Source organism: Pseudomonadota bacterium (assembly GCA_010028905.1).
GTDB lineage: Bacteria > Vulcanimicrobiota > Xenobia > RGZZ01 > RGZZ01 > RGZZ01.
Genome location: RGZZ01000275.1, coordinates 1 through 6,960 on the forward strand (window position 1 = coordinate 1; position 6,960 = coordinate 6,960).

Sequence of the window (6,960 nt, forward strand, 5' to 3'; positions counted from 1 at the left end):
ACCACCGCCGCAACCGCCGCCCCGTGCGAGGCCGCGGCGCCCGCACTGATGGCCGCGAGAGCGGCGGCCCCTCCCACGTACAGCCCCCACGAGGCCGTGTTCAAGCCGTAGTAGGCGCGATGGGCCGTCAGCCCCCGGTTGTACTGCTCGAGATAGCGCTTCAGCCAGTCCGGGTCGCTCTCGCGAGGCTCGAGCCGATGGGTGCGCAACGACCCGATGAGATCGGTTCCGTGCTTCACGAGCGATGCGCCGGCATACAGCCCGAGGGCCGAAGCCGCGGCGACCGACAGTGCGGCGGTGACCGAGGTCGCAAGCAGGGGCGCGCCCTTTCCCATGGTGGGTGCGAGATCGGCGGCAAGCGTGACGATGAGGCTCGAGGCCGCCAGCTGGGTGAGGCCGGGAAAGGCCACGTTGAACAGCTGCTCGTTCCCCGAGCGCGAGACCCCCTCGCGAAACGCCCGCAGCGCAAGAAGCCGCAGCGCGAGATCTTCCCGCGATGCCGCGCGCTCCGGAGATTGCCCGACCTGTGCCTGGCAGGCCGACAGCGCTTGTTCGCGACGCGCGATGCACGCGTCGAGCTCGGTGAGGTAGGCTCTTGCATCAGCCGCGCGCCGCACGATGGCGCTCCCGGCATACACGCCATAGAGGCCGAAGATGGGCCCGAGAACCGAGAAGCTCAGCATCGAGCTCGCGCCCGTGGGCCCCACCACCCCACGCTCGAGGGGCACAGATCGGCTGCTCAAGGCATCGAGGGCGCGGTCGATGTCCGCGGCGGGCACCGCGCCCTCGGCCTGCGCGCGCACGCGGGTGAAGATCTCGCCCAGCGGGGGCGCGTCAGCCCCCGGCGAAGAGCGCTCCTGCGCGTCATCCGACCGTGCGGAGATCGACATGCGTGGTGGCAGGGTCGGCCGGGTGGCAGGCATTGCGTGGGCAACCATCGACATCGCGGTCTCCCCTGGGGGAGCGCCGAGGGCTCCCATCTACTTCTCGCGCATCATAGCGCCCCCCGACGTCCGGGGCTCGCGTCGCCCGACGAGAGGTCGTCTGCGGCAGGTGAAGCGCCGCCGGCTCGCGCGCAGCGCACACAGGAATTGCGAGACGCGCTTCGAATCCGCTCGCGTTCCGCCGCGCGCCGACCGCCGCTGCGCAGAACCCAGAGTTCGTTCTTGTTGGAGGTCCCTTGTCGCGACTCTCACGTCTGCTGAAGACCTGCACTCTCTCGGCGTTGCTCGTCAGCACCCTGACCGTCAACGCCCCTCCCAGCCACGCAGCCCCCGCCGCGCCCGTCCAGATCACCCCGCTCAACGCGAGCGCGGTGGCCAGCAGCGCGATCACATCGGGTGACGTCCAGGTCATCATCCCCAGAGCCGCCAGCGGTGCCCCTTCCGGCATGGGCAACGGGCGCCTGCTTCCGGCCATCAACGATGAGTCTCCCAACACGACCGCCCTCGGCCTCGCCCTCGAGGTGGCGCTCTATGGCCCCGGCAAGTGGGACAGCCCCATCGGCGGCTTCGTCGAGATCACCAAGGGCCAGCACGGCAAGCTCAAAGGTCACTTCGTGGGTCTGAAGACCCTGTACGGCTTCGTCAACGGCGACCTCGACCTGTACGTGACCTCCGGCAACATCGTCTCCGGCACCTACACCGCCGAGGTCACCTGCAAGGACATCGTGCTCAACGGCGGCGCACACACCTGCAGGCTCAAAGGCCCGGCGAAGCTGAGCGTGAGCGGCGATGCGTCGAACTTCCACGTGACCTTCACCTCGAACATCACGTATGTCACCCCCCGCGGATCGCTCACGAACCGCGACCTGAGAGCCGACACCCGCATCTCGCTCAAGGGATCGGATGTGACCGCGTCCACCACCCTCGAGGGCGCCGTCGAGGCCAACGACGTGAACGGGCTGAACGGCAGCATCCAGGTCGCCACGCGCAAGCCCCTCGAGCTTGCCGGCACCCTCTCAGAGCGGCGCGCGGGCGTGCTCTCGCTCAGAAGCGGCGAGATCGCGCTCAACGAGGCCCTGACCCTCAGCGTCGTGAAGCCGAACATCGTGGCCGCCGCGCTCAACGGCAAGACCACCCGCCGGTTTGCGTGGGAGTATCTCGGCGGGCAGCGCAACGCGTCATTCGACCTGCGTCCGGCATACGCCGACACCATCTTCCACAACGGCACCGTGCTCACGGTCGACGCCAAGGACTCGCGCGCCAAGGCGCTGGCCGTGCTCGACGGGCACATCCTCGCGGTGGGGCAGAACTTCGCGGTGTTCCCCTTCCAGGCACCCACGACCCGAATGGTCGATCTGCGCGGCAAGACCATCATGCCGGGCTTCGTCGAGCCGCACGCCCACACCAGCCTCTCGGCCCTCAACCTGCTGGCCGACGTGACGCCGCGCGTGGTGCCATGCGGCACCGAAGCCCCTGGCAACACCATCGAGAAGGTGCTGGCAGACCTGCGCGCCGCGGTGAAGAAGGCCCCTAAGGCCAAGGCCTTCTTCGGCTTCAACTTCGATCCGTCGCGACTCGTGAAGAAAGAGCTGATGCAGAACCTCACGCGCGAGCAGCTCGACGGCGTGAGCGCCACCATTCCCATCGTGGTGCAGAACGCCTCGCAGCACGTGTCGTACGTGAACAGCGCGGCGTTCCGCGCCACCGGCCTCTGGCCCACCGCGCCGAAGGGCCCGTTCACAGCGCCAGACAAGAGCTCCCCCATGTACGGGTTCCTCGTCGTCGACGCGAAGACCGGACTGCCCACCGGCGTTCTCAACGACTTCGCACAGGAGCCGTTCCTGAAGCTGGCCGTGGGCGCCATCACCGAGACAAAAGCCGACAAGCTCGCATTCGCGAAGAAGTGGCGCGAGTTCCAAGATGTGCTGGCCCGCGTGGGCGTCACCAGCTATGGCGAGATGCTGCTGGGGGCGTTCGCCGGAACCGAGCTCGAGAGCGAGCTGCTCGGGCTCATCAGCCTCGACCCCACCAATCCGTGCCGCATCCGCGCCTACATCGACACCCAGTCGTTCACGCCCGACAAGCTCGACATGTTCCCTGGCGAGGGCTACGACCGCCTCAAGATCATCGGCGGCAAGTTCATCTCAGACGGGTCGACCCAGGGGCTCACGGCCGGCCTGAGCTTCCCCTACAAGTACCCAGGGCCGTACCCCGCCGCGGCCAACGGCGAGACCGTGTTCAAGTCGGCCGATGACTTCTACACCCGTGCCCTGCCGTGGTACCGCGCCGGCTGGCAGCTGGCGGTGCACGCCAACGGCGACCGCGCCCTCGACTACGTGCTGAGCGGCTTCGACAAGCTGCAGAAGACGATGAAGAACCGCAACGCGCGCTTCCGCGTCGAGCACTTCACCGTGCACACCCCCGCAGAGGTGGCGAGACAGGTCGCGGCGGCGAAGCTGCTCGACGTCAACGTGGGGCTCACCATCGGGCACGTGTACTTCTGGGGGCAGGTCTTCCACGACACCCTGCTGGGCGAGGAGAACTCGCGCTACCTGCTGCCGCTGAAGACCCTCGTCGACGCGGGCGTGCGCGTGTCGACCCACAGCGACTCTCCCGTGACCTCTCCCAACCCCCTGCGCAACGTCTACATCGCCACCAACCGCCTGTGGCAGATGGAGCCCCGCAAGGTGCTGAGCCCGAACCAGGTCATCACCGTGCCCCAGGCCCTGCGCACCATCACGACCAACCCCGCCTACGCGATGTTCCTCGACAAGGAGGTGGGCAGCCTCGAGGTCGGCAAGCTCGCCGATCTCGTGGTGCTGAGCGCCGACCCCACAACGACGAAGCCCGCCGACATGATGGGCGTTCACGTCGTGGGCACCTGGCTCGCAGGCCATCAGGTCTCGGGCGGCAAGCTCTGAGCAGGCGCGCTCCGGAGGGGACTGGTCACGGTCCCCTCCGGAGCGTACTCGCCACCTGGCGGGCCCGCGCAGCTCAGAAATGCCCAGAAACGGCTCGATCGGGGCCTGACCGCCAGGAAAAGCTTTTCCGGTCAGCGTGAAGTCAGTCTGATGTCAGAGTCACTGTGTATGCTGAATCCATGAACGGGATGCATCAGCCATACACGATGAACCTCGCGCCGAACCGCGGGCTCACCCTCCTCGCAGAAGCGGCACGTATCCATGCGAACGAAGGGCAGCCCCCCGTCGAAGCAGCCACGGCTCGCGAGCTGCGCGTGCTCGGGCTGGCGCAGCTCGACCGCCTGCACGCCGGATGCGCGCCTGAAGAGCCGGCCGATGCCGTTGCCGCCTGGGAGGGACCGCTCAGCCAGTTCGGCACCGACGAGCTGACGGCGCTGCTCGACCTCGCCGTGGGCGAGGCCCTCGAGGCGCAGCGCGAGCAGCGCCCGTTCCATCTCACCGCACACCTCTGTGCGCTGCTCGTGAGCTGGACGCACGAAGCCCTTGTGCTGATGGAGCAGGAAGGCGTCGTCGATACGACCCGCACGCGCGCCCTGAACGAGATCTTCGAAGCGGCCAGCAGCCTGTATGCCGCGCTGACCCAGGAGGCCGATGCCCGCCTCGCGGCCAATGATGATCTGAACGAGCTGTGCCTGAAGGCAGCAGCATGAACAGGGAGGCATCGCTCGACATGATGCGACCCATTGACGCATCCACCTCCGCATCGCCCCTGTCCGCCGCGGCGGCCCCACGTCACGCTTCCCCCACCGCGCCTGCGGCGGACAGGGGCGATGCGGAGGTGGATGCGTCAATGGGTCGCATCATGTCCGCAACCCAGGCGAACGTCGCCGACGCCAGAGCAGGCCTGCACGCCGCGCTGACGCGCAGCGCGGGCGCGGGCGCGGAGCCGCGGGCGAACGCCGGGGCTTCAAACGAAGAGGCGTACCGAACGCTCATCGCAAGCGACATCAAGACCGCCTACGGCCGCGAGGCCACAGATGAAGACTACGCGTACTGGCTGCCCAAGCTGCAGGGCCCCAACGACTCCGGCTTCGTCACCGGGGGAAAGATGTCGGCCACCGAGTACTGGCATCGACGCCTGCTGGGCTGGCAGGCCGGCGGGGCCGATGTGGCCACCTCGGGCCCGTACGCAGGGGGCGGTGGCCCACACGGCGATGTTCCCCCCGCCACCGGGGTCGTTCCCGGGATTCCTCTGGGAGGCATCTACAACGAAGCCTCACCAGAGCGAATCGAGGAGCTGAAGCGCATCATCGACGGAGACCTGCAACTGGCCTACGGCCGCTCGGCCACCGACGAAGATTACGGCTACTGGCTCCACAAGTTCCTCGGGGTGAACGACTCGGGCTTCGTCACCAACGGCCACATGTCGAGCGATGAGTACTGGCATCGCCGCCTCCTCGGCTGGCAGGCCGGCGGCGCCGACGTGGCGCTCCAAGGCCCGTTCGCACACACAGGCGAGGCCACGGGGAAACCGATCCCCCCAGTTGAGATCTACAAGGGGTGACGGCGCTCTGACAAACGTCATGCGAGAGAGGGTTCCCCTGTCGACGGGCGAAGGCCAGACTGACTGTGGGCCTCGTGCCCGACTTTCCCCTTGAGGAGACCGCCATGACCGCTCCGCTTCCCGAACACCCTCCTGTCGAGCCCACCGAGCACGCGCCACGGGTGACGCCTGTGGCCATGGAAGACATCCGCCCCGAGTGGATGTCCATTCTCTCACGAATTCCCGGCGACGGCCTGAAGGGCAAGGGATTTCCCCGCTACGTCCTCGGAACGATCATGCTCGACCCCGACACGACAGGGCCCTTCCTCGACTACTGGGTGACCTGCAAGACGAAGATGGCCCTTACCGTGCGCGAGCAGGAGCTGGTCATCCTGCGAATGGGGTGCCTCTACCGCAGCAACTACGTGTGGAAGCACCACGTGCTCGTAGGGCGCGAGTTCGGCATCACCGAAGAGGAGATGGGGGCCATCGAGGAAGCCCGCTATGAAGGCTTCATCGCGCGTGAGGAGAGCCTGCTGGCACTCACCGACGAGCTCGTCGACGCCCGCACGATTCGCGCCGACGTGTGGGAGCGATACCGTGGACCGCTGAAAGACCGGGAGCTGGTCGACCTCGTCTCGCTGGTGTCACAGTACGTGCTCTTCGCGCTCATGAACAACGCCATGCAGGTGCAGATCGAAGAAGCCCTCAGCGAGATCCCTGGCTTGCATCCCACCTGACAGCGGGGCGTCTCCCCCCCTCCGACAGCACTCAGCCCCCGCCGAGATGACGCTCGAGCGCGCGGTGCTGCGATGCGTAGACGTCGAACCTCTCAGCGACATGTCGGGCGCGGGCGATGCGCTCCGGGATGTCGTAGTGGCGGGTCTGGGCCTGACGCGACCAGAGCGCACCGAAGGCGAGACCGACCGCAGCCGTCGCGCCCAGGGCGACGAACGGGTTGCTCCCCATGCCGGCAGCCGCACCGAACCCCGCAAAGAAGGTCAGCGCGGCAACCGCCACATGGGCGCTGGTGTCACGCACGTAGTGCATGGCATGATTTGCGCCCACACAGGTCACGGCGCCGATGCCAGCGGAGATCACCGCCGCGACGCCGATTCCGATGGGGGGCGGAAGAAAGGCATGGCACAGCTGCCCTGCGACGCCGGCCAGCGTCATTCCCGTGGCGATCACGCCGGTCGTGACGCGACGCGCGGCGCTGACGTCGAAAGAGGAGACCTGATCCTCGAGCCGTGCGATGTAGCCGTCGAGGGACTCGCCCACCGTTCCGTCTGACGCTGCTGCGAGCGCAGGCGCTGACACCGGGTTCCCCATACCGGTCGTTCCGATCTGGGGCCGTGCCGCGAGACGCGCGATCATGCGCGACGCTCCCCACGGGGGACGCGAACGCCACCCACCACGATCCAACCTTCTTCCAGGGTGACCTGCCCCCCAGGCTGCGCAGTCTTCGCGGCGGCCTCCGCGTTGCGAAGCACGAAGCCCTCGACCTCGATGGCCCGATCGATCTCTTGCTCCAGGGCCGCCAGATCGCGTG

Annotated in this window: 6 protein-coding genes; 4 read left to right on the top strand and 2 right to left on the bottom strand. The window is 67.7% G+C overall.

Annotation, left to right across the window (positions count from 1 at the left end; all coding sequences use genetic code 11):
• Positions 1-944: hypothetical protein (locus EB084_16640; protein ID NDD29885.1), on the bottom strand; the 944-nt coding region annotated here is incomplete at its 3' end.
• 236 nt (positions 945-1,180) lie between these two features.
• On the opposite strand from EB084_16640, the gene EB084_16645 reads away from it, so the two are divergent.
• The 4 genes from EB084_16645 (at position 1,181) to EB084_16660 (ending at position 6,148) form a co-directional block, all read left to right on the top strand.
• Positions 1,181-3,865 carry an amidohydrolase gene (locus EB084_16645; protein NDD29886.1) on the top strand — a complete coding sequence of 895 codons (2,685 nt, stop codon included), beginning with the start codon at positions 1,181-1,183 and terminating at the stop codon, positions 3,863-3,865.
• Between the two features lie 188 nt (positions 3,866-4,053).
• Positions 4,054-4,575: a hypothetical protein gene (locus tag EB084_16650; protein ID NDD29887.1), complete on the top strand. Its 522-nt coding sequence runs from the start codon at positions 4,054-4,056 to the stop codon at positions 4,573-4,575.
• Positions 4,576-4,715: 140 nt separating this feature from the next.
• A complete protein-coding gene (locus EB084_16655) occupies positions 4,716-5,429 on the top strand; it encodes a hypothetical protein (protein NDD29888.1) in 714 nt (237 codons plus the stop codon).
• Between the two features lie 65 nt (positions 5,430-5,494).
• Complete coding sequence (locus tag EB084_16660) at positions 5,495-6,148, top strand: carboxymuconolactone decarboxylase family protein (protein NDD29889.1); 654 nt, start codon at positions 5,495-5,497, stop codon at positions 6,146-6,148.
• Positions 6,149-6,179: 31 nt separating this feature from the next.
• Here EB084_16660 and EB084_16665 read toward each other — a convergent pair whose 3' ends face one another.
• Positions 6,180-6,785: a hypothetical protein gene (locus tag EB084_16665; GenBank protein ID NDD29890.1), complete on the bottom strand. Its 606-nt coding sequence runs from the start codon at positions 6,783-6,785 to the stop codon at positions 6,180-6,182.
• Between the last annotated feature and the right edge of the window lie 175 nt (positions 6,786-6,960).